Consider the following 20,557-nt stretch of genomic DNA (forward strand, 5'->3'; position numbering starts at 1 on the left):
CATGACCACTCTGAAACTGGACACACTTAGCGACCGTATCAAAGCGCATAAAACGGCCCTGATCCACATTGTGAAACCACCGGTTTGTACCGAGCGCGCCCAGCACTATACCGAGATGTATCAGCAGCATCTGGATAAACCCATCCCGGTTCGCCGCGCGCTGGCACTGGCTCATCACCTGGCGGAACGCACTATCTGGATCAAGCATGACGAGCTAATCATCGGTAACCAGGCAAGCGAAGTACGCGCCGCGCCAATCTTCCCGGAATACACCGTCTCCTGGATTGAAAAAGAGATCGACGATCTTGCCGACAGGCCTGGCGCAGGTTTCGCGGTAAGTGAAGAGAACAAGCGCGCATTGCACGAAGTGTGTCCGTGGTGGCGCGGTCAGACCGTACAGGATCGCTGCTACGGCATGTTTACTGACGAACAAAAAGGGCTGCTGGAAACAGGCATTATCAAAGCTGAAGGTAATATGACCTCCGGTGACGCGCACCTGGCGGTGAACTTCCCGCTATTGCTGGAAAAAGGTCTCGACGGCCTGCGCCATAAAGTCGATGAACGTCGTTCCCGCATCAATCTGACTTGTCTGCAAGACCTCCATGGCGATCAGTTCCTGAAAGCGATTGATATTGTGCTGGAAGCCGTCAGTCTGCACATTGAGCGCTTTGCCGCACTGGCACGTAAAATGGCGTCCACAGAAACGCGCACCAGCCGCCGTGATGAATTGCTGACCATGGCGGAAAACTGCGATGTCATCGCCCATGAACCGCCAAAAACGTTCTGGCAGGCGCTACAGTTGTGCTACTTCATCCAGCTAATCCTGCAAATTGAATCGAACGGTCACTCGGTATCATTTGGTCGTATGGATCAGTACCTCTATCCGTTCTATCGTCGTGACGTAGAACTGAACCAGAGTCTCGATCGTGAGCACGCCATTGAGCTGTTGCACAGCTGCTGGCTGAAGCTGCTGGAAGTGAACAAAATCCGCTCCGGCTCCCACTCGAAAGCCTCGGCGGGCAGCCCGCTGTATCAGAACGTGACCATTGGTGGCCAGAACCTGGTCAACGGTCAGGCGATGGATGCCGTCAACCCGCTCTCCTACGCCATTCTGGAGTCCTGTGGCAGACTGCGTTCCACTCAGCCGAATCTCAGCGTGCGTTATCATGCGGGGATGAGTAATGACTTCCTGGATGCCTGCGTACAGGTGATCCGTTGCGGCTTCGGGATGCCAGCCTTTAACAACGACGAAATCGTCATTCCGGAATTCATTAAGCTGGGCATTGAACCGCAGGACGCCTATGACTACGCGGCTATTGGTTGCATCGAAACCGCCGTTGGCGGCAAATGGGGCTACCGCTGCACCGGCATGAGTTTTATAAACTTTGCCCGCGTAATGCTGGCGGCGCTGGAAGGCGGACGCGATGCCACCAGCGGCAAAGTATTCCTGCCGCAAGAGAAAGCGCTCTCAGCTGGCAACTTTAATAATTTCGATGAAGTGATGGACGCCTGGGATACGCAGATCCGCTATTACACGCGCAAATCCATCGAAATAGAGTATGTCGTCGACACCATGCTGGAAGAAAACGTACACGATATTCTGTGCTCCGCGCTGGTAGATGACTGTATTGAACGTGCGAAAAGTATTAAGCAAGGTGGCGCGAAGTATGACTGGGTATCCGGCCTGCAGGTGGGTATCGCCAACCTCGGCAACAGCCTGGCTGCAGTGAAAAAACTGGTCTTCGAGCAGGGGGCTATCGGCCAACAACAGCTGGCCGCCGCGCTGGCCGATGATTTTGATGGTCTGACCCACGAGCAGTTGCGCCAACGCCTGATCAACGGTGCGCCAAAGTACGGCAACGATGACGATAGCGTTGATGCGCTGCTGGCCCGCGCTTATCAGACTTACATTGACGAACTGAAGCTGTATCACAACCCGCGTTACGGCCGTGGTCCGGTTGGCGGCAACTACTACGCCGGGACCTCGTCTATCTCTGCAAACGTACCGTTCGGCGCGGCAACCATGGCAACGCCGGATGGCCGTAAAGCGCACACCCCGCTGGCAGAAGGCGCAAGCCCGGCCTCCGGTACGGACCATCTCGGTCCAACGGCGGTAATTGGCTCGGTGGGTAAACTGCCTACTGGTTCAATCCTCGGTGGCGTGCTGTTAAATCAGAAGCTGAACCCGGCCACGCTGGAAAATGAGTCTGATAAACAGAAGCTGATGATTTTGCTGCGTACCTTCTTTGAAGAGCACAAAGGTTGGCATATTCAGTACAACATCGTTTCTCGTGAAACGCTGCTTGAAGCCAAAAAACACCCGGATCAGTACCGTGATCTGGTGGTGCGTGTAGCGGGTTATTCCGCCTTCTTCACCGCGCTGTCTCCGGATGCGCAGGACGATATCATCGCCCGTACTGAACATATGTTATAAGCAAGGTCAGTGAGCCGGATTAGGTACTCGTACCGACATCCGGTTCTCATCCCTCACCACTGCCGGATGGCGCAGTTGCTTATCCGGCCCACTCAATCGCCCCTCTCCCTCTTTCATTCGAAATTAAATTTGTGCTTTAGCTCACATTGTTATTAAAATGTTTCAGGTCGCAGTTATGAGCCAGGAGCAAGTATGACCATCAAAGTTATCGTCACAGACATGGACGGAACTTTTCTCGACGACGCCAAGCATTACGATCGCGTACGCTTTATGGCGCAGTATCAGGAACTGAAAAAACGAGATATTGAATTTGTCGTGGCCAGCGGCAACCAGTATTACCAGCTAATATCCTTCTTCCCGGAGCTCAAAGATGAGATCTCTTTTGTCGCCGAGAACGGGGCACTGGTGTTTGAACACGGCAAACAGCTGTTTCACGGTGAGCTTACCCGCCACGAATCACGCATTGTCATTGGCGAACTGCTCAAAGATAAGCAGCTCAACTTTGTGGCCTGTGGACTGCAAAGCGCCTACGTGAGCGAAAATGCCCCAGAGTCCTTTGTCGCGTTGATGGCAAAACACTACCATCGCCTGAAACCCGTAAAGGATTATCAGGACATCAACGATGTGCTGTTCAAGTTCTCGCTGAATTTACCCGACCAACAAATCCCGTTGGTTATCGATCACCTGCATACTGCTCTTGATGGCATCATGAAGCCTGTCACCAGCGGCTTTGGGTTTATCGACCTGATAATTCCCGGCTTACATAAAGCTAACGGAATCAGCCGTTTGTTAAAACGCTGGAACCTGTCACCGCAAAACGTAGTCGCCATTGGCGATAGCGGTAACGACGCGGAAATGTTGAAGATGGCGCACTACTCTTTCGCCATGGCCAATGCGGCAGAGAGCATCAAATCGATTGCCCGCTATCAGACCGATGACAATAACCATCAAGGCGCGCTGAACGTGATTCAGGCGGTGCTGGACAACACCTCCCCTTTTAACAGCTGATCCCATAACCGGGGCGCTCGCCCCGGCTTTCACTCTATTCTCACTTTGCGCACACCAGCATATTTTTAAACTTGCATTAACTAATTTTTAACTTATATTATCACTTGCAATCAAATTTAGTTTCGAATGAAAGTTAATGCGAGGTGGTTATGGCTTTTACTTTTACCAGCGACACGTTGCCTGCCGATCACAAAGCGGCAATCCGTCAGATGAAACAGCAACTGCGGGCACAGCTTGGGGATGTTCAGTTGATCTTCAACCAGCTGAGCGATGCCATTGCCACCCGCGTGGCGGAAATCAACGCCCTCAAAGCGCAAGGCACCCCGGTATGGCCTGTGTTGTCCTATGCGGATATCAAAGCGGGTCGCGTGAGTGCAGAGCAGCGTGAAGAAATTAAGCGTCGCGGATGCGCGGTTATTAAGGGGCATTTCCCCCGCGAACAGGCGCTGGCATGGGATCAGTCGATGCTCGATTACCTGGATCGCAACCATTTTGATGAGGTCTACAAAGGCCCCGGTGATAACTTTTTTGGCACCCTCAGCGCATCCCGCCCGGAGATCTACCCCATCTACTGGTCCCAGGCGCAGATGCAGGCCCGCCAGAGCGAAGAAATGGCCAATGCACAGTCATTCCTTAATCGCCTGTGGACGTTTACAAGCGAAGGGAAACAATGGTTTAACCCGGATGTCAGCGTTATCTACCCTGACCGCATACGTCGTCGTCCGCCGGGAACAACGTCCAAAGGGTTGGGCGCGCATACGGATTCCGGCGCGCTGGAACGTTGGCTTCTGCCGGCATATCAGCAGGTTTTTGCGAATGTTTTCAATGGTAAACTGGAAGAGTACGATCCGTGGCAGGCTGCGCATCGCACCGAAGTAGAAGAGTACACCGTGGATAACACCACCAAATGTTCAGTATTCCGTACCTTCCAGGGCTGGACTGCATTATCCGATATGCTGCCCGGTCAGGGATTGTTGCATGTGGTCCCTATTCCTGAAGCGATGGCGTATGTGCTGTTACGCCCATTGCTTGACGATGTGCCGGAAGATGAACTTTGCGGCGTAGCGCCCGGCAGAGTCCTGCCGATTTCCGCGCAATGGCATCCGCTGCTGATTGAAGCGCTAACCAGCATTCCACAACTGGAAGCCGGAGATTCCGTCTGGTGGCATTGTGATGTTATTCACTCCGTCGCGCCGGTAGAAAATCAACAAGGTTGGGGCAACGTGATGTATATCCCTGCCGCACCGATGTGCGAAAAGAATCTGGCCTACGCTCACAAAGTAAAAGCCGCGCTGGAAAAAGGCGCATCGCCAGGTGATTTCCCTCGAGAGGATTATGAAACTCATTGGGAAGGACGCTTCACACTGGAGGATTTGAATATCCACGGTAAACGCGCGCTGGGGATTATTTAATATGTAGCTTACACAATTTTCCCTAAGTATTTCGCGTTACAGGAAGGCGGTCAGCCTGTAAATCCCCGGGAGCTTACATAAGTAAGTGACCGGGGTGAACAGGTGCAGCCAACACACCTGTAACACGAAAGACGACGGGTAAATTAACCGTCAATACCTTTACTACGCAGGTAATCTTCGTAGTTGCCGGTGAAGTCGATCACACGTTCCGGCGTAATCTCAATCACGCGGGTCGCCAGGGAACTGACGAACTCACGGTCGTGAGAAACGAAGATAAGCGTGCCCTGATACATTTCCAGCGCCATGTTCAGCGACTCGATAGATTCCATATCCAGGTGGTTGGTCGGTTCATCCATCACCAGGATATTCGGTTTCTGCATCATCAGCTTACCGAACAGCATGCGTCCTTTTTCACCACCGGAGAGCACTTTTGCAGGTTTCTTGATATCGTCCTGGCTGAACAGCAGACGACCAAGGAAGCTGCGCACAACCTGCTCATCATCGCCTTCTTGTTTCCACTGGCTCATCCATTCGAAAACGGTCAGATCGTTTTCAAACTCGTATTCATGATCCTGCGCGTAGTAACCAACCTGGGCGTTCTCAGACCACTTCACGGTACCGTTGTCTGGCTGCAAATCGCCAACCAACGTTTTCAGCATGGTGGATTTACCCACGCCGTTGGCACCAATGATGGCAACCTTCTCTCCCACTTCCAGCAGCAGGTTAAAGTTTTTAAACAGCGGGCCTTCATCAAAACCTTTCGCCAGCGCTTCCACTTCCAGCGCGTTACGGAACAGTTTCTTATCCTGTTCGAAGCGGATGAACGGGTTCTGACGGCTGGACGCTTTCACTTCGTCAAGCTTAATCTTATCAATCTGGCGCGCACGAGAGGTTGCCTGACGAGATTTAGACGCGTTGGCGCTAAAGCGACTGACGAAGGATTGCAGATCGGCAATCTGTGCTTTCTTCTTGGCGTTATCGGCCAGCAGACGTTCACGCGCCTGAGTTGCCGCCGTCATGTATTCGTCGTAGTTACCCGGATAAACACGCAGTTCGCCGTAGTCCAGATCCGCCATGTGCGTACAGACCATGTTCAGGAAGTGACGGTCGTGCGAAATGATGATCATGGTGCTGTCACGCTCGTTGAGTGTCTGCTCCAGCCAGCGAATGGTGTCGATATCCAGGTTGTTCGTTGGTTCGTCGAGCAGCAGAATGTCCGGGTTAGAGAACAGCGCCTGTGCCAGAAGCACACGCAGTTTCCAGCCGGGCGCGACTTCGCTCATCGGGCCATAATGCTGCTCTACCGGAATACCGACGCCCAGCAGCAGTTCACCCGCACGCGCTTCCGCAGAATAGCCGTCCATTTCGCCATACTGAACTTCGAGGTCAGCAACTTTATAGCCGTCTTCTTCGCTCATCTCGGCCAGCGCATAAATGCGATCGCGCTCCTGCTTCACTTCCCACAGTTCACCGTGACCCATGATGACAGTGTCAAGCACGGTGAATTCTTCAAAGGCGAACTGATCCTGACGTAGCTTACCGATGCGCTCGTTCGGATCGAGGGAAACGTTGCCCAGCGTCGGTTCGAGGTCGCCGCCGAGAATTTTCATAAAAGTGGATTTACCGCTACCGTTCGCGCCAATCAGGCCGTAACGGTTGCCGCCGCCAAATTTGACGGAAATATTTTCAAACAGCGGCTTACTGCCGAACTGCATGGTGACGTTGCTGGAAACTAACACTGGCGTATCCTGAAAGAGAAAGAAATATGTGACAAACCGCTTATTATGCCATAAGTCTGCGATAAGATCGCGCCTTGATGCTGAAGGGGTAAAGTGAAAGCGTGAGGAAAAAAATGTGATTTAGTACACATCCGAATTCCTTGTTGCTCAGATTGCACATATAATGCGTGCCCAACACTACATAAATCTCAACCCACTAGCCTGCCTGGCACTGAATCTCGCATACATGAACATGAATATGAAATTAACAACGCTTTTCGCGGCGGCACTCGCAATAGTTGGTTTTTGTAACACCGCCTCTGCCGTCACGTACCCGCTGCCTACCGATGGCAGCCGTTTGATTGGCCAAAACCAGGTCATCACGATTCCTGAAGGCAACACCCAACCGCTGGAATATTTTGCGGCAGAGTATCAGATGGGTCTGTCTAACATGCTGGAAGCTAACCCGGGCGTGGATACCTTCCTGCCGAAAGGCGGTACCGTGCTGAACATCCCTCAGCAGTTGATCCTGCCGGATACCGTGCATGAAGGTATTGTGATTAACAGCGCTGAAATGCGTCTGTACTACTACCCGAAAGGCACTAACACCGTCATTGTTCTGCCGATCGGTATCGGTCAGTTGGGCAAAGACACGCCAATCAACTGGACCACCAAAGTAGAACGTAAAAAAGCGGGTCCAACCTGGACGCCTACGGCGAAAATGCATGCGGAATACCGCGCAGCGGGCGAACCGCTGCCAGCCGTTGTTCCGGCAGGTCCGGATAACCCGATGGGGCTGTACGCGCTGTATATCGGTCGCCTGTACGCTATCCACGGCACCAATGCTAACTTCGGCGTCGGCTTACGCGTCAGCCATGGTTGCGTGCGTCTGCGTAACGACGACATCAAGTTCCTGTTTGAAAATGTGCCGGTCGGCACCCGCGTACAGTTTATCGATGAGCCGGTAAAAGCCACTACCGAACCAGACGGCAGCCGTTACATTGAGGTACACAACCCACTGTCTACCACTGAAGCACAGTTCGAAGGCGGGGAAATCGTACCAATTACGCTGAATAAGAGCATTACCAGCATCACCGGTCAGCCTGACGTCGATCAGGCCGTCGTTGAGCAGGCGGTACAGAACCGTTCTGGTATGCCGGTTCGTCTGAACTAAGCACATACCTGATACGAAAAAGGCGGATGAATCATCCGCCTTTTTTATTGTCTCTGCGCCGCTATGACAGCATCAGCAACAAACCATACCCCACCAGCGCCGCCCATATCAGCATCGGCATCGAATACCAATGAAAACGCCACCAGATCCGGCGGTCGTTTGCCATGCGCAAAGCAATAAGATTCGCCAGCGATCCCGGCAACAGCCCAAAGCCGCCCACATTGACCGCCCAGGCCAGCAATAGCGTCGGCGGGACGTAGTTCAGCAGCAAAATTGTACTAGGAACATTACTGATAAACTGCGACAGGCCAATGGCCGTCAACCACAGCCCCGGCGCTGAAAGCGTGCCAATCTGGTGGGTGATCCCCTGCAAGGCCGGGAGTTGCGTCAGCAAGTGCACATCAATAAACATCGCCATAAACACTAACAGCAACGTCCAGTCAACGCTGAGGATCACGCGGCGAGCCAGCACCATGAACCCTGCAGCGACGATTGCCAGCCCCCACAGCTCTTGTTTTAACTCCAACGCCGCCAGGAAGACGATATACAATGCCAGACAGCTCCACACCAGACGCGGTTGCCAGTCAGGCGCGGACGTACCGGTGTGATAATGCAATGCTTTATTCGGGAAACTGAACCAGCACAGCACCACCAGCGTCAGCATCATGGCCCCCGCAAGCGGCGCCATTTGCCAGGTAAATGCGGCAAATGACAAGCCAGAGGCCCCCACATCAGAATGTTTTGCGGGTTACCTATTGGCGTGAGCAACGATCCGGCGTTAACCGCCAGCGCCTCAAAGATAATCAGGCGATTCACCGGAATAGCGCATAATTTTTTCAGGGTGATCGTCAGCGGAACAACAATAAACAACGCCACATCATTGGTCAGAAACGTCGACAGCAGCGCCGCCGCCAGCACCATAAATATTCCCACCTGGCGTTCTGTGTTGAAGCGGCGGGTCATTTTGCGCCCTAACACATCAAAATAGCCGCTGAGCTCGACCCCTTTGGTCAGTAACATCAGGCCGCTAAGCGTAATAATCGTGTGCCAGTCAATGGCACCTGGCCACAGCCGGGGCGCAAATGGCGTGAACAGGCTCAGTGCAACCCCGACGATGATTAACAGCTGGAAAAAGCGATCGCGCTGCAAGGCGCGTAGTAAAGGGAAACTCATTCAGAGCCTGTTCCTTGCTGTTGCGTAAACCGGCTAAAAGCCTCCAGCGTTTCCTTACTGACGTGATGCTCCATTCCTTCCGCGTCACGACGGGCAATTTCCGGGCTGATGCCTAAAATCAACAGGAAATTCTCTACGATCTGATGACGCTCCCGACTCTCCTGAGCCAGCCGTTCTCCTTCTGCGGTTAAAAACACGCCCCGCCAGGGGATCATTTCAATCAACCCGACGGAAGCCAGGCGCTTAAGCATTTTAGCAACCGTCGGCTGGGAAACCCCAAGCCGCGCGGCCATATCAACCTGGCGCGCCTCCCCCACCTCAATAATGAGATCGGAAATCAGCTCTACGTAGTCATCAATCAGCTCGCGGCGATGCGCCTCCCGAACCTGACGAAACCCTTCAACGTGTTCTTCGACATTCACCAATTGCGTCACTTTTTTTGTTGTTGGCGTACCTGCGCGACGACTCATTCTGCTTCCTCGTTACTGTGACGCGTTAACGGCATCTGATTAGAGAAGGCTCATTGTAAACCAGAGTTGCGTGGGCACAAAAAATTAACGTTTTAGCAATAGCTATATAATATAGCCTGTGCTATATCTGTATATAATAAAGACATCCCTCACGGACTGATGGGATCGTGAAGTCAGGAGGTTTATATGAATGAATTTAAGAGGTGTATACGCGTGTTTAGCCACTCTCCCTTTAAAGTACGGTTAATGCTGATCTCTATGCTGTGCGACATGATTAACAGCAAACCAGAGCAGGATAAACCTTCAGAAAAATAATGCGGCGTTGCGGTACGCCGCTTCTTTTTCCTGCGGTCACCCGAATACAGCGATCGTTTTTGTGCCAATAACCCTTCTTTTTGTCAGTTTTGCCACGTCCCTCGCAAAACAATTTCTTTGTAGTAGTTGACCTTCTCTTGCACACACTCTATCTTTTCGCAGCCCTGCGTATATTGCGGCTCGCGGATGCGGACCCTATCCCTCTTCTCGCTCTCTCAGGCAGGCAATGACCCTTAGCGCCAGGGTAAGCACATGGCGTTTTTGTAACAGTGGCATATGAATTTAACCCTCAAAGATTCAATCATTGCTCGCAGCCGGGCGATTAGTCCGTGGACTGGCCTCTATTTCTTACAGTCTCTGCTGATCAATCTTGCGCTGGGCTATCCGCTTAGCCTGCTCTATAGCGTTGCTTTCACCTGTATATTAATGCTGATGTGGCGCAGTGCGCCGCGCGCGCAGAAAGCGCTGATTGGCATTTGCTCGCTGATTGCGGCAATGTATTTTCCGTTCGGCCAGGCATACGGTTCGCCGAACTTCAACACGCTACTGGCCCTACACTCTACCAATATGGAAGAGTCCACCGAAATTCTGACCATCTTCCCGTGGTACAGCTATCTGGTTGGCATGTTTATTTTCGCCCTTGGTGTTATCGCCGTACGTCGTAAAAAAGATGAACAAAAGCGCGGCTGGAATAAGTTCGACAGCGTTTGTTTGTTATTCAGCATTGTCGCGTTCTTTGTTAACCCGGTGCAAAACCTGGCCTGGGGTGGCGTGTTCAAGCTGAAAGATACCGGCTATCCGGTTTTCCGATTTGCCAAGGACGTGATCGTCAATAACAACGAAGTGCTCGACGAGCAGGAGCGTATGGCGAAGCTGTCGAGCGTCAAAGACAGCTGGACGGTAACCGCTGTGAAGCCGAAGTATCACACCTACGTGGTGGTGATCGGTGAAAGCGCCCGCCGCGATGCGTTAGGCGCGTTTGGCGGCCACTGGGATAACACCCCGTTTGCCAGCTCGGTTAACGGCTATATCTTCGCGGATTACATTGCCGCCAGTGGTTCTACGCAAAAATCACTCGGCTTAACCCTGAATCGGGTAGTTGATAATAAGCCCCAGTTCCAGGACAACTTTGTTACTCTGGCCAACCGCGCAGGATTCCAGACGTGGTGGTTTTCCAATCAGGGACAGATTGGTGAATACGATACGGCTATTGCCAGTATTGCGAAGCGAGCAGATGAAGTTCAGTTCCTCAAAAACGGTGATTTCGAAGCAGACAAAAACACCCGCGACGAAGCGCTGTTGAAGATGACCGCCCAGGTGCTGGCAACCGAGCGCACGCAGCCGCAGCTGATCGTACTGCATTTAATGGGCTCGCATCCGCAGGCCTGCGACCGTACGCAAGGAAAATACGAAACTTTTGTCCAGTCAAAAGAGACCTCCTGTTACCTGTACACCATGACGCAGACGGATGACCTGCTGCGCCAGCTTTACGAACAGTTACGTAACAGCGGCAATAGCTTCTCGATGGTCTATTTCTCCGATCATGGCCTCGCCTTTAAAGAGCGTGGAAAAGAGGTGCAGTACCTGGCGCATGACGATCAGTTCCAGCAGAATTTCCAAGTGCCTTTCATGGTGCTGTCGAGCGATGATAAAGCGCATCGGGTGATAAAAGCCCGTCGCTCAGCGAATGATTTCTTGAGCTTTTTCTCGCAGTGGACGGGGATCAGCGCAAAAGAAATTACCAACAGCTACCGCTTTATCTCAGAGAAAAAGGCCGGTCCGGTGTATATCACCAACTTTAAGCTGCAGAAGGTGGATTACAACCACCTTGGTACCGACATCTTCGAGACCAAATCTCGCTAACAGCTCAAATTGCAGGCAAAAAAAATCCGCCCCGAGAGGCGGATTTTTTATATCACCGAAGTGATTAGAAGCGGTAACCCACGCCAGCGATCCAGGTGCCAACGTCAACGCTACGAATACGGCTCTGCTCGTAGGAGAAGTCCAGAGCAACGTTTTCGATCGGGTTGAACTGCAGACCAGCACCGTAGGAGAAACCGTAGTCACTGGTGGTGTGGTTGTCAGCCGGGGATGCTGCGTTCTGGAATTTACCGTAACCAACACCCACTACGCCGTAAATGCTCGCCCAGTCGTTCAGACGGTAAGCCGGGCCAGCAGTGATGCCGTAGTACTGGGTTTTGTTGTAGTCGCCAGAAGCATCGGTACGATCTTTTTCAGTGTAAGTGAAGGAACCGATAACACCCAGCGGGTTGTTGTCCTGCTCGTAACGATACTTCAGGTTAAAACCGTTCATTTTGTTCGCTGCGCCCTGAGCATCGCTCTGAGCGTAACCACCGGTAACGGTAGAAGTAGCAGCTACAGCAGTACCTGCGGAGAAAGCCAGAACAGCGGCCAGTGCTGAAAGACATGCAATTTTTTTCATAACCACCTCAAATGTGCTTCAAGTAAATCTTAAGTTTTAAATATACCAAAAATTAATGGGAAACTCTTTGCGATTAGCGATGTCTAACGGGGTCTTTCATGTAACAGAACATTTCAGAAACCCGCTATCTCTTTCAATTAACATCACTTTTCTAACGTAAACTGCCATTATTGCGCGCACAATATGGCACATTCATCCAGATTATTCCTAATCACACAGATTATTAATCCATCAATTTCATCCCATTGTACGGAACTGAGCAATTTTTTTTCAACGAATACTCAACCACATGAGTGTATTTCCATTACACTCGCTGTTTTACTTCTATTGACATATTTAGACAGGAGAAAGGATGCCGGGGTCGTTACGTAAAGCGCCAGTCTGGTTGCCTATTTTGGTTTTGCTGATTGCTATGTCCTCCATTCAAAGTGGAGCATCTCTGGCAAAATCGCTGTTCCCTCTCGTTGGCGCGCCGGGGGTGACTGCACTGCGCCTTGCACTGGGCACCCTCATCCTTATCGCCTTCTTTAAACCCTGGCGTTTACGATTCGCCAAAGAGCAGCGTCTTCCTCTATTGTTTTACGGCCTGTCGCTGGGCGGGATGAACTACCTCTTCTACCTGTCAATTCAGACCGTACCGCTGGGAATTGCCGTGGCGCTGGAGTTCACCGGCCCGCTCGCGGTAGCGCTATTTTCATCCCGACGTCCGGTGGATTTCATTTGGGTTGCACTGGCTGTACTCGGACTGTGGTTCCTGCTGCCATTAGGTCAGGACGTTTCTCACGTCGATTTAACCGGTGCTGCGCTGGCGCTGGGGGCTGGTGCCTGCTGGGCAATCTATATTCTTACCGGGCAACGTGCCGGCGCGGAACACGGCCCAGCTACCGTTGCGGTAGGGTCATTAATTGCGGCGTTGATTTTTGTCCCTATCGGTGTGCTCCAGGTCGGCGATGCCCTGTGGCACTGGTCCATTCTGCCATTAGGCCTGGCCGTTGCGGTCCTCTCTACTGCGCTTCCCTATTCGCTGGAGATGATTGCGCTGACGCGACTGCCAACGCGTACTTTTGGGACGTTGATGAGCATGGAACCGGCGCTGGCGGCGGTTTCCGGAATGATCTTCCTCGGTGAAACGCTGACACTAATTCAGACGCTTGCGCTGGGCGCCATTATTGTCGCATCGATGGGTTCTACGCTCACTATTCGCAAAGAACCACAAATAAAACAAGTTGACGTAAATTAACCCCTTAATATTCTGCATGGTTTGCATAATCATGCAGAATATCCAATTGTAAATTTGCGTAATAATTATTCTAATAAATAGATTTTTCTCATTCGCATATTTGATTCATTTTTTACATTAACATAAAAATAACATCACCCCATCCAAAACCACCATAAGATACTGATTTTATCAACTATTTTATATTCATCGTCTCTTCACTATTAAAGTAATAGGTAACACCGGGAAGATAAATCCAAATTTAGCGCTATACTTATTTTCGTTGAAGAGTTGGGACATAAACATCAAGAGGATATGAAAATATGAGTACCGCAAAATTGGTAAAAACAAAAGCATCTGCCCTCCTTTATACCCGCAACGATGTGACAGACAGCGAAAAGAAAGCGACTGTTGAGCTGCTGAATCAGCAAGTGATCCAATTCATCGACCTGTCGTTGATCACCAAACAGGCCCACTGGAATATGCGCGGCGCGAACTTCATTGCCGTACATGAAATGCTGGATGGTTTCCGTACTGCCCTGACCGATCACCTCGACACGATGGCTGAACGAGCCGTACAGCTAGGTGGTGTGGCATTGGGTACAACTCAGGTTATTAACAGCAAAACGCCTCTGAAAAGCTATCCACTGGATATCCATAGCGTACAGGATCACCTGAAAGAACTGGCTGACCGCTATGCCGTCGTCGCTAACAGCGTCCGTAAAGCCATTGGCGAAGCAAAAGACGAAGATACCGCAGATATCTTCACCGCCGCTTCACGCGACCTCGACAAATTCCTGTGGTTTATCGAAGCCAACATTGAATAACAACAGACATAAGAATTACCTATATAACCCTCGCCCCGGCGGGGGTTTTGCACATCTATGGTGCACAGCATTGATCATTCCCCCCTTCAAAGTAAATTATTTGTAATAATCACTTCACACAATCGTTAACGAAAGATTGTTTTATCAACATTTTTTACGCTAAATAGTGATACCGTTTGCACCGTGCCAGGTACGCACCAAATGAGTGCCCCAAAACAGTGCATACCGCCTTCTTTGCCCTATTCATTGTGCAGAAAAACAAGACACCCTCTTGTTAAAACAATGAGTTGCAAAATTGGCACGATTATTTCATTAAGCCATATGTTCTCGCAGGGGATCGCCCCGTGGATATAAAAGGAAATCCTATGAAGTCTGTATTAAAAGTTTCACTGGCTGCACTTACCCTGGCTTTTGCGGTGTCCTCCCATGCCGCAGATAAGAAACTGGTTGTCGCAACCGACACTGCGTTTGTACCGTTTGAATTCAAGCAGGGTGACAAATACGTTGGTTTTGATGTGGATCTGTGGGCTGCCGTGGCCAAAGAACTGAAGCTGGATTATGAACTGAAACCAATGGATTTCAGTGGCATCATCCCGGCTCTGCAAACCAAAAATATCGACCTGGCACTGGCGGGTATCACCATCACTGATGAGCGTAAAAAAGCGATCGACTTCTCTGACGGCTACTATAAAAGCGGTCTGTTGGTGATGGTCAAAGCAAATAATAACGACGTGAAAAGCGTGAAAGATCTCGATGGTAAAGTTGTCGCAGTGAAGAGCGGCACCGGTTCCGTTGATTACGCGAAAGCTAACATCAAAACTAAAGACCTGCGTCAGTTCCCGAACATCGATAACGCGTATATGGAACTGGGCACCAACCGCGCAGACGCCGTGCTGCACGACACGCCAAACATTCTTTACTTCATTAAAACCGCGGGTAACGGCCAGTTCAAAGCCGTAGGTGAGTCCCTTGAAGCTCAGCAGTACGGTATCGCCTTCCCGAAAGGTAGCGATGAACTGCGCGAGAAAGTGAACGGCGCGCTGAAAACGCTGAAAGAAAACGGCACGTACAACGAAATCTACAAAAAATGGTTCGGTACTGAGCCTAAATAACAAGAACGTTCTGTAACGCCCGGTAGCGCCAGCGCCGCCGGGTCTGCAATTTTGAGTCATCATGTTATGGCTCATTGTTTTTCTCACCACGGTAACAGGAACGACATATGCAGTTTGACTGGAGTGCCATCTGGCCCGCCATCCCGCTTTTGATTGAAGGCGCCAAAATGACCCTGTGGATCTCGGTCCTCGGTCTGGCTGGCGGTCTGGTAATCGGACTTGCAGCAGGGTTTGCGCGCACCTTCGGCGGTTGGATAGCCAACCACGTAGCGCTGGTGTTTATCGAAGTTATTCGCGGTACGCCAATCGTTGTGCAGGTGATGTTTATTTACTTCGCCCTGCCAATGGCATTTAACGATTTACGCATTGACCCCTTTAGCGCCGCCGTTGTCACCATCATGATCAACTCCGGGGCCTATATTGCGGAAATCACCCGCGGCGCGGTGCTCTCAATCCATAAAGGCTTCAGCGAGGCAGGGTTGGCGCTTGGGCTTTCACGCACAGAGACCATCCGCCACGTAATTTTACCTCTCGCACTGCGTCGTATGCTGCCGCCGCTGGGCAACCAGTGGATCATCAGCATTAAAGATACCTCGCTGTTTATTGTCATTGGCGTCGCCGAACTGACCCGTCAGGGCCAGGAAATCATTGCCGGTAACTTCCGCGCACTGGAAATCTGGAGCGCCGTTGCGGTGTTCTATCTGATCATTACGCTGGTGCTGAGCTTCATTCTGCGTCGTCTGGAAAGAAGGATGAAAATCCTGTGATTGAATTTAAAAACGTTTCTAAGCACTTTGGTCCAACTCAAGTGCTGCACAATATTGATCTGAACATTGAACAGGGTGAAGTGGTGGTCATTATCGGACCCTCCGGATCCGGTAAATCTACCCTGCTGCGCTGCATTAACAAACTGGAAGAGATAACCTCTGGCGATCTGATCGTCGACGGTCTGAAAGTGAACGATCCGAAGGTAGACGAGCGGTTAATCCGCCAGGAAGCCGGGATGGTGTTTCAACAGTTCTATCTGTTCCCGCATCTGACGGCGCTGGAAAACGTCATGTTCGGGCCGCAGCGCGTACGCGGGGCGAATAAAGAACAGGCCGAGAAACTGGCGAAAGAACTGCTGGCGAAAGTGGGACTGGCCGAGCGCGCCCACCACTACCCTTCTGAGCTGTCCGGCGGTCAACAACAGCGTGTGGCTATCGCCCGTGCGCTGGCGGTGAAGCCGAAAATGATGTTGTTTGATGAGCCAACCTCAGCGCTGGATCCGGAACTGCGCCACGAAGTTCTGAAAGTAATGCAGGATCTCGCGGAAGAAGGGATGACCATGGTGATTGTGACCCACGAAATCGGTTTTGCCGAAAAAGTGGCTTCACGCCTGATTTTCATTGATAAGGGCCGTATTGCCGAGGACGGTAATCCGCAGGCCCTGATTGAAAATCCGCCCAGCCAACGCTTACAGGAATTCTTGCAGCACGTTTCCTGATAGCTCTGCCTCCCTTCATCCGAAGGGAGGTTTTTCACCAGAATCCTCTCATTTCAATTCTCTCCCGCCCTGACATCTATACTTATCCTTTTGAATTTATTTTCTCATGGGAGGAGTCATGCGCGGGATCCTGTTCATCATTGTTTGTCTGTTGAGTCTTCCGACCCAGGCGGTGACGATTCCTGGCGTTACCACGCCAACGTCAACCAACGCGCAAACCACACCGGCGAAAGAGCCGGATATTGAACAGAAAAAAGCGGCTTACGGCGCACTGGCCGATGTGCTGGAAAATGACGCCTCGCGTCAGGAGCTGATCGGCCAGTTACGCAAAGTGGCCACTGCCCCTCCTGCCCAGCCGGTGCCGACCATTGTCCCGCCCACGCTAACGGAGGAAAAAACGGTACTGGAAAACGTCACGAATGTCACCCGCCACTACGGTGAAGCCCTCTCCAGCCGCTTTGCCCAGCTTTATCGCAATATTACCGATGCCCCGCACAAAACCTTTAACTCGCAAACGTTCACCAATGCCCTGACGCATTTTTTAATGCTGGCGGTGTCGGTGTTCGGTTTTTTCTGGTTGGTTCGTCTGTGCGCGCTGCCGCTGTATCGCAAAATGGGACAATGGGCACGGCGCAAAAACCGCGAGCGCAGCAACTGGCTCCAGCTTCCGGCGATGATCGTTGGCGCATTCGTTATCGATTTGCTTCTGCTGGCGCTGACATTGTTTGTCGGGCAGATACTGAGCGACAAAATGAACGCCGGCAGTCGCACGATCGCTTTTCAGCAAAGTTTGTTTCTCAATGCTTTCGCCCTGATTGAGTTCTTCAAGGCCATTTTGCGCCTGATATTTTGCCCTACGGTGGCCGAGCTGCGCCCGTTTAACATTCCGGATGCTGGCGCGCGCTACTGGAATCGCCGATTGAGTTCATTGAGCAGCCTGATTGGCTACGGGCTTATTGTTGCCGTACCCATTATCTCGAATCAGGTCAACGTGCAGGTCGGCGCGATGGCAAACGTCATCATCATGTTGTGTATCACACTATGGGCGCTGTACCTGATTTTCAGAAACAAGAAAGAAATTACTCAGCATTTGTTGAATCTGGCGGAAAGATCCCTCGCTTTTTTCAGTCTGTTTATTCGCGCTTTTGCGTTGGTATGGCATTGGCTGGCCAGCGCCTACTTCATTGTGCTGTTTTTCTTCTCGCTGTTTGATCCAGGCAACAGCCTGAAATTCATGATGGGTGCCACGCTGCGCAGCCTGGTGATCGTCGGGATCGCCGCGTTTGTTTCCGGTATGCTTTCCCGCTGGATAGCCAAAACCATTACTCTTTCACCACATACCCAGCGCAGCTATCCGGAACTCCAAAAGCGGCTGAATGGTTGGTTGTCGACGGCGTTAAGCGTCGCCAGGATCCTGACGGTGTGTGTCGCGGTCATGCTGCTACTGAATGCCTGGGGACTGTTCGACTTCTGGAACTGGCTGCATTACGGCGCAGGAGAAAAAACGGTGGATATCCTGATCCGTATCGCGCTGATTTTATTCTTCTCCGCCATCGGTTGGACGATTCTCGCCAGCCTGATTGAAAATCGTCTGGCTTCCGATATTCACGGCCGCCCGCTACCCAGCGCGCGTACCCGCACCCTGTTGACGTTGTTTCGCAACGCGCTGGCGGTGATCATCAGCACGATCACCATCATGATTGTGCTGTCAGAAATTGGCGTCAATATCGCCCCCTTACTGGCTGGGGCCGGGGCGTTGGGGTTGGCGATCTCTTTTGGTTCGCAAACGCTGGTAAAAGATATTATTACCGGGATCTTTATTCAGTTCGAAAATGGCATGAACACCGGCGACCTGGTTACCATCGGTCCTCTCACCGGTACGGTAGAACGGATGTCTATCCGCTCTGTGGGCGTGCGTCAGGACACCGGGGCGTACCATATCATTCCCTGGTCATCGATAACGACCTTCGCCAACTTTGTGCGTGGAATAGGATCGGTCGTCGCCAATTACGATGTAGACCGCCATGAGGATGCGGATAAAGCGAATCAGGCGTTGAAAGACGCGGTTGCTGCGGTGATGGAAAAAGAAGACATCCGTGGGCTTATTATCGGCGAGCCGTCGTTTGCGGGGATTGTAGGGTTAACCAATACGGCCTTCACGCTGCGGGTTTCGTTTACCACCTTGCCGCTGAAGCAGTGGACGGTACGTTTTGCGCTCGACAGCCAGGTGAAGAAATACTTCGATCTGGCGAACATACGCGCGCCGGTACAGACATATCAGGTCTTGCCTGCACCGGTGCATGGCCCAACGCCTGCGGCAAGCGAACCGCTGCCGCCAGCCGAGCCAACGCTTTAACGTTGACGCGCCATAAAACGGCGACGCTGATCGTTATCCATAAAGGTCCAGGCAATAAAGCGGCTCTGCTTTTGCCCCTGGGCCATCTCTTTCTTGACCACTTTCACCGCGCCCGCGTCCGTCAACGCGTGATACAGCGGAGGCAAATTCTCGCCGCGCGAAACCAGCGTGGTGAACCACATCACCTGGCGACCAAAGGCCTGGCTTTCAGCGATCATTTTTTTAATGAACGCCACTTCACCGCCTTCACACCACAGCTCCTGCTGCTGTCCGCCAAAGTTCAGCGCATCATCTTTATCTTGCCCCAGATTACGACGTTTACGCTCGCTTCCTGCGCGGGCTGAGGCCGCAGAATCATGGAATGGCGGGTTACACAATGTGGCTTCATACTGCTCATTTTTGTGAATGATACCGTTGAAGATTGCCGTAGCATCTTTCTGGCGACGCAGACGAATAGCACGGGTTAACCCCGGATTGCCGTTTACGATCGCCTGAGCGCTGTTAAACGCTTCGCTACTGGTCTCACTGCCCGTGAATCGCCAGCCGTATTCGTGCACGCCGATCAACGGATAAATACAGTTTGCCCCTACGCCGATGTCCAGGATGCTCGCATTTGCCGGAATGGTGCCGTTGGTTTCCCCCAACAGGTCGGCCAGGTGGTGAATGTAATCAGCGCGGCCAGGAACAGGAGGACACAAAAAACCGTCTGGAATATCCCAGTTTTTCACCGCATAAAAATGCGCCAACAGTGACTTATTGAGCGCCTTGACGGCTTGCGGATTGGCGAAATCAACACTCTGTTCACCGCCTGGCGTGAGGGTGAGAAATTGCGTCAGCTCTGGGGTAACCTGGCATAAAGTCGCAAGATCATAACGGCCATTGTGGCGATTGCGTGGGTGTAATCCCGGTTTCTGGGGGGGCATAGCATTCTCCTTTTAACAGCGGCGTAAGATACCCGCATAACGTCACGGGGTAAACACGCACTTCGTGGAAATTTGATTTTTTTATGCCTGCTTCATACCGATTTCTTTGTTCAAAAAACAGACGGTTCATCATCGATTTTTTGCGGTAAATGTCATCTGCTGGCGACCTAAACTTATCAGGCACACCTGTTGTTTTTCAGAGGATATCACCATGAAGAAATGCCTCACATTACTTGCCGCTACCGTACTGGCCGGCATGACCTTTGCGTCATTTGCTGCACAGCCCTACACCAGCCCAGCCACCGGTCAGTTACACGCTTCCGGCACAGTATCTGCTACCGGTGCAACTAACCTGAGCGATCTCGAAGACAAGCTGGCAGAAAAAGCGAAAGAACAAGGCGCAAAAGGCTTTGTTGTTAACTCTGCGGGCGGTAAAAACCAGATGTACGGTACCGCAACTATTTATAAGTAGCCCCCACCTCATCCC

General features: G+C 51.7%; 17 protein-coding genes and 1 pseudogene. 13 read left to right on the forward strand and 5 right to left on the reverse strand.

All coding sequences use genetic code 11. From position 1 onward, the window contains the following. The first annotated feature begins 1 nt into the window (after position 1). From OGY15_RS02025 to OGY15_RS02035, 3 genes are all read left to right on the forward strand, one after another. Positions 2-2,434, forward strand: coding sequence for a glycyl radical protein (locus tag OGY15_RS02025; RefSeq protein ID WP_286537924.1), 2,433 nt, complete (start codon positions 2-4; stop codon positions 2,432-2,434). 192 nt (positions 2,435-2,626) lie between these two features. Next, entirely contained in the window at positions 2,627-3,442 is an 816-nt protein-coding gene (locus OGY15_RS02030; RefSeq protein WP_151224996.1) for a Cof-type HAD-IIB family hydrolase, read from the forward strand. Positions 3,443-3,591: 149 nt separating this feature from the next. Further along, on the forward strand, positions 3,592-4,854 hold the full coding sequence (locus tag OGY15_RS02035; RefSeq protein WP_286537928.1) for a DUF1479 domain-containing protein: 1,263 nt from the start codon (positions 3,592-3,594) through the stop codon (positions 4,852-4,854). Between the two features lie 143 nt (positions 4,855-4,997). Here OGY15_RS02035 and OGY15_RS02040 read toward each other — a convergent pair whose 3' ends face one another. Beyond that, positions 4,998-6,593 (reverse strand): ABC-F family ATPase, encoded by a 1,596-nt coding sequence (locus OGY15_RS02040; protein ID WP_103768890.1) that lies wholly within the window; start codon positions 6,591-6,593, stop codon positions 4,998-5,000. Positions 6,594-6,825: 232 nt separating this feature from the next. Here OGY15_RS02040 and ldtB point away from each other — a divergent pair, with 232 nt between their 5' ends. After that, positions 6,826-7,746, forward strand: a complete 921-nt coding sequence (gene ldtB, locus OGY15_RS02045; RefSeq protein ID WP_048233825.1) for a L,D-transpeptidase — start codon at positions 6,826-6,828, stop codon at positions 7,744-7,746. Between the two features lie 61 nt (positions 7,747-7,807). Here ldtB and OGY15_RS02050 read toward each other — a convergent pair. Together OGY15_RS02050 and mntR are read right to left on the reverse strand one after the other, a co-directional pair. Then, positions 7,808-8,919 (reverse strand): annotated as a pseudogene (locus tag OGY15_RS02050) (anion transporter). Continuing rightward, positions 8,916-9,389 carry a manganese-binding transcriptional regulator MntR gene (mntR, locus tag OGY15_RS02055; RefSeq protein WP_187252747.1) on the reverse strand — a complete coding sequence of 158 codons (474 nt, stop codon included), beginning with the start codon at positions 9,387-9,389 and terminating at the stop codon, positions 8,916-8,918. The pseudogene OGY15_RS02050 and the gene mntR overlap by 4 nt, the downstream one beginning before the upstream one ends. Positions 9,390-9,575: 186 nt before the next feature. Between mntR and mntS the strand changes: the two genes are divergently transcribed. Next, on the forward strand, positions 9,576-9,704 hold the full coding sequence (mntS, locus tag OGY15_RS02060) for a manganase accumulation protein MntS (protein ID WP_003831584.1): 129 nt from the start codon (positions 9,576-9,578) through the stop codon (positions 9,702-9,704). 276 nt (positions 9,705-9,980) lie between these two features. Then, a complete protein-coding gene (locus tag OGY15_RS02065; protein WP_151219614.1) occupies positions 9,981-11,567 on the forward strand; it encodes a phosphoethanolamine transferase in 1,587 nt (528 codons plus the stop codon). 64 nt (positions 11,568-11,631) lie between these two features. On the opposite strand, the gene ompX is transcribed toward OGY15_RS02065, so the two are convergent. Then, complete coding sequence (gene ompX / locus OGY15_RS02070) at positions 11,632-12,147, reverse strand: outer membrane protein OmpX (RefSeq protein WP_003035257.1); 516 nt, start codon at positions 12,145-12,147, stop codon at positions 11,632-11,634. Between the two features lie 352 nt (positions 12,148-12,499). Here ompX and rhtA point away from each other — a divergent pair, with 352 nt between their 5' ends. The 6 genes from rhtA to ybiO all read left to right on the forward strand — a co-directional run bounded on the left by rhtA (position 12,500) and on the right by ybiO (position 19,147). Continuing rightward, positions 12,500-13,387, forward strand: coding sequence for a threonine/homoserine exporter RhtA (gene rhtA / locus OGY15_RS02075; RefSeq protein ID WP_286537936.1), 888 nt, complete (start codon positions 12,500-12,502; stop codon positions 13,385-13,387). A gap of 302 nt (positions 13,388-13,689) precedes the next feature. Then, a complete protein-coding gene (gene dps / locus OGY15_RS02080; protein WP_151219612.1) occupies positions 13,690-14,193 on the forward strand; it encodes a DNA starvation/stationary phase protection protein Dps in 504 nt (167 codons plus the stop codon). 365 nt (positions 14,194-14,558) lie between these two features. Beyond that, positions 14,559-15,305: a glutamine ABC transporter substrate-binding protein GlnH gene (gene glnH / locus OGY15_RS02085; protein ID WP_016152370.1), complete on the forward strand. Its 747-nt coding sequence runs from the start codon at positions 14,559-14,561 to the stop codon at positions 15,303-15,305. Between the two features lie 107 nt (positions 15,306-15,412). Continuing rightward, positions 15,413-16,072, forward strand: coding sequence for a glutamine ABC transporter permease GlnP (glnP, locus tag OGY15_RS02090; protein WP_043015695.1), 660 nt, complete (start codon positions 15,413-15,415; stop codon positions 16,070-16,072). Continuing rightward, positions 16,069-16,791 (forward strand): glutamine ABC transporter ATP-binding protein GlnQ, encoded by a 723-nt coding sequence (gene glnQ, locus OGY15_RS02095; protein WP_048226011.1) that lies wholly within the window; start codon positions 16,069-16,071, stop codon positions 16,789-16,791. Before glnP ends, glnQ begins: the two co-directional genes overlap by 4 nt. A gap of 118 nt (positions 16,792-16,909) precedes the next feature. Further along, the gene (ybiO, locus tag OGY15_RS02100; RefSeq protein ID WP_286537941.1) at positions 16,910-19,147 is read left to right on the forward strand and encodes a mechanosensitive channel protein; all 2,238 of its coding nucleotides are present in this window, start codon (positions 16,910-16,912) and stop codon (positions 19,145-19,147) included. Here ybiO and rlmF read toward each other — a convergent pair. Next, positions 19,144-20,070: a 23S rRNA (adenine(1618)-N(6))-methyltransferase RlmF gene (rlmF, locus tag OGY15_RS02105; protein WP_187252750.1), complete on the reverse strand. Its 927-nt coding sequence runs from the start codon at positions 20,068-20,070 to the stop codon at positions 19,144-19,146. The genes ybiO and rlmF overlap by 4 nt on opposite strands. 211 nt (positions 20,071-20,281) lie before the next feature. Here rlmF and mcbA point away from each other — a divergent pair, with 211 nt between their 5' ends. Next, positions 20,282-20,542 carry a DUF1471 family periplasmic protein McbA gene (gene mcbA, locus OGY15_RS02110; protein WP_151219609.1) on the forward strand — a complete coding sequence of 87 codons (261 nt, stop codon included), beginning with the start codon at positions 20,282-20,284 and terminating at the stop codon, positions 20,540-20,542. The last annotated feature ends 15 nt before the right edge of the window (positions 20,543-20,557 follow it).

The sequence above is a fragment of the Citrobacter sp. Cu231 genome, assembly GCF_030332265.1.
GTDB classification, from domain to species: Bacteria; Pseudomonadota; Gammaproteobacteria; order Enterobacterales; family Enterobacteriaceae; genus Citrobacter; species Citrobacter meridianamericanus.

Excerpts from the sequence above, each read along its gene's own strand:
- OGY15_RS02025 (WP_286537924.1), top strand. The coding sequence starts at position 2 with ATGACCACTCTGAAACTGGACACACTTAGCGACCGTATCAAAGCGCAT.
- OGY15_RS02030 (WP_151224996.1), top strand. The coding sequence starts at position 2,627 with ATGACCATCAAAGTTATCGTCACAGACATGGACGGAACTTTTCTCGAC.
- OGY15_RS02035 (WP_286537928.1), top strand. The coding sequence starts at position 3,592 with ATGGCTTTTACTTTTACCAGCGACACGTTGCCTGCCGATCACAAAGCG.
- ldtB (WP_048233825.1), top strand. The coding sequence starts at position 6,826 with ATGAATATGAAATTAACAACGCTTTTCGCGGCGGCACTCGCAATAGTT.
- mntR (WP_187252747.1), bottom strand. The coding sequence starts at position 9,389 with ATGAGTCGTCGCGCAGGTACGCCAACAACAAAAAAAGTGACGCAATTG.
- mntS (WP_003831584.1), top strand. The coding sequence starts at position 9,576 with ATGAATGAATTTAAGAGGTGTATACGCGTGTTTAGCCACTCTCCCTTT.
- OGY15_RS02065 (WP_151219614.1), top strand. The coding sequence starts at position 9,981 with ATGAATTTAACCCTCAAAGATTCAATCATTGCTCGCAGCCGGGCGATT.
- ompX (WP_003035257.1), bottom strand. The coding sequence starts at position 12,147 with ATGAAAAAAATTGCATGTCTTTCAGCACTGGCCGCTGTTCTGGCTTTC.
- rhtA (WP_286537936.1), top strand. The coding sequence starts at position 12,500 with ATGCCGGGGTCGTTACGTAAAGCGCCAGTCTGGTTGCCTATTTTGGTT.
- dps (WP_151219612.1), top strand. The coding sequence starts at position 13,690 with ATGAGTACCGCAAAATTGGTAAAAACAAAAGCATCTGCCCTCCTTTAT.
- glnH (WP_016152370.1), top strand. The coding sequence starts at position 14,559 with ATGAAGTCTGTATTAAAAGTTTCACTGGCTGCACTTACCCTGGCTTTT.
- glnP (WP_043015695.1), top strand. The coding sequence starts at position 15,413 with ATGCAGTTTGACTGGAGTGCCATCTGGCCCGCCATCCCGCTTTTGATT.
- ybiO (WP_286537941.1), top strand. The coding sequence starts at position 16,910 with ATGCGCGGGATCCTGTTCATCATTGTTTGTCTGTTGAGTCTTCCGACC.
- rlmF (WP_187252750.1), bottom strand. The coding sequence starts at position 20,070 with ATGCCCCCCCAGAAACCGGGATTACACCCACGCAATCGCCACAATGGC.
- mcbA (WP_151219609.1), top strand. The coding sequence starts at position 20,282 with ATGAAGAAATGCCTCACATTACTTGCCGCTACCGTACTGGCCGGCATG.